Source organism: Microvirga sp. P4_G7 (genome assembly GCF_056401005.1).
The window spans coordinates 1-1737 of record NZ_JBFUKD010000734.1; the positions used below are offsets into that span (position 1 = coordinate 1).

Consider the following 1737-nt stretch of genomic DNA (forward strand, 5'->3'; position numbering starts at 1 on the left):
GTCATCAGGCGGGCACCGAAACCATCCTCGATCGTCGTCGTCATTGAGACGGCGTTACCGTTGCGGTCGACGATCGACATATGGCTGGTGCCGTTCTCGATGCCCTGCGAGGCGCCCCACAGGAAGGTCTTCTGGAACGGCGGGTCCCCCGGTTTCGCCTTGCCCATCGATTTCGCCGGATCGACGAGTGCGGCGCGGGACTTCAAATAATCCCGGTCGGTGAGTCCCTTGACTGGAACGCTCACGAAGGCGGGATCAGCGACGAAGAGCCCACGATCGGCGAAGGCGAGACGGCCGGCCTCGGCAAGCCAATGGACCGCGTCCGGCCCCGGTTTCATTGCGGCCATGTCCTGCGTTTCAACGATTCCCAGGATTTGCTGCACGGCGATCTGCCCGGAACTCGGCGGACCCATGCCGCAGATCTTATAGACCCGGTACGCGCCGCAGACCGCGTCGCGCTCTTCAATCTTGTAGGATTCGAGATCGGTCGTTGTCATATCGCCGGGATTGGTCGGATGGGCAGCGACCGTCGCAACGATGTCCTTCGCGATATCGCCCTTGTAGAAGGCGTCGGAGCCCTGGGCGGCAATGGTTCGAAGCGTTGCCGCGAAAGCCGGGTTTTTCAGAACCGTGCCGACAGACTTGGGCTTGCCGTCCGATTCGTAGAAATAGGCGCGGGCGGCGGGATTGTCCTGGAGGTACTTTTCCTGCGTCAGCAGGCCGTTGAGGCGTGGCGAGATCGTAAACCCGTCTTCGGCCAGCTTGGCCGCGGGCTCGATCACCTGCGTCCAAGGCAGCTTCCCCCAGCGCTTGTGCGCCGTCTCCAGAAGCTTGACGGTTCCGGGCACGCCGACCGAGCGACCTCCGATGACGGCGTCGTAGAATTTCATGGGCTTGCCGTCCGGACCAAGGAATCGCTCCGGTTTAGCCGCGGCCGGCGCCATTTCCCGCCCGTCGAGCGTGATCACCTTGGCGCCGTCGAAAAACACCATGAAAGCGCCCCCGCCGATGCCGGAACTCTGCGGTTCGACCAGGTTGAGCACCAGCTGGACGGCCACGGCTGCATCCACCGCACTGCCGCCGGCCGCCAGGATTTCTCGTCCTGCCTGGGCTGCAAGAGGGTTGGCGGCGGCGACCATGTCTTGGGTTGTCGTCTCGAGTCGCTTGGTCGACCGACCTGTGGGCGCTTCAGGCGCTGGAGCGAGCGCCTGGGACCAAACCGGGGCGGACAGACAAGTGAATGTCACGAAAGTCAGGTAAAAGAGACGTGTCTTGGCTTCTCGGACGGTCATTTTACGCACCCCTCGATGATCTCTGGTGAGCCGCGTGACAGCGATGCATACTAAATACCGTGATCCGGGCGGAAACCACCCTGGTCCGATCTTTTCGGTTCGTGACACGATCCTGCCCAGGTGTCGGGTCATAGTACTTTCGTCTGACCAGGGAAGCGAGGAGAAGCGCTATGCACGCCTACAATCTTTTTCGCAGTAAATGGCCGGATGGACTGGTTTGCGCGGTTCCCGAGGAGCGGACCGTGCCGCGATTCGTGGCGGAGCCTCATTGGGCCTTCGAAGGCCGTCTCGATACCCGGCGCAAGCTGCCGTTCGGATTCGATTCCAAGGCTGCGGCGACCGGCGTGCGTTTCAATGGCTATTATCTGTTTTCGAGCTTTTCGCGCCGTCCGCTCGATGTCCGCAATGAAACGGGTCCGTGAATTTTGCAGATAAGCTGTGCGGG

The 1737-nt window shown here is 61.8% G+C and carries 2 protein-coding genes; one reads left to right on the forward strand and one right to left on the reverse strand.

Annotated features, from left to right (window positions below; genetic code table 11):
- Window positions 1-1292: gamma-glutamyltransferase family protein (locus AC1DT3_RS20115; RefSeq protein WP_477466982.1), on the reverse strand; the 1292-nt coding region annotated here is incomplete at its 3' end.
- Window positions 1293-1462: 170 nt separating this feature from the next.
- Between AC1DT3_RS20115 and AC1DT3_RS20120 the strand changes: the two genes are divergently transcribed.
- Complete coding sequence (locus AC1DT3_RS20120) at window positions 1463-1714, forward strand: hypothetical protein (RefSeq protein ID WP_477466983.1); 252 nt, start codon at window positions 1463-1465, stop codon at window positions 1712-1714.
- The last annotated feature ends 23 nt before the right edge of the window (window positions 1715-1737 follow it).

Excerpts from the sequence above, each read along its gene's own strand:
- AC1DT3_RS20120 (WP_477466983.1), top strand. The coding sequence starts at position 1,463 with ATGCACGCCTACAATCTTTTTCGCAGTAAATGGCCGGATGGACTGGTT.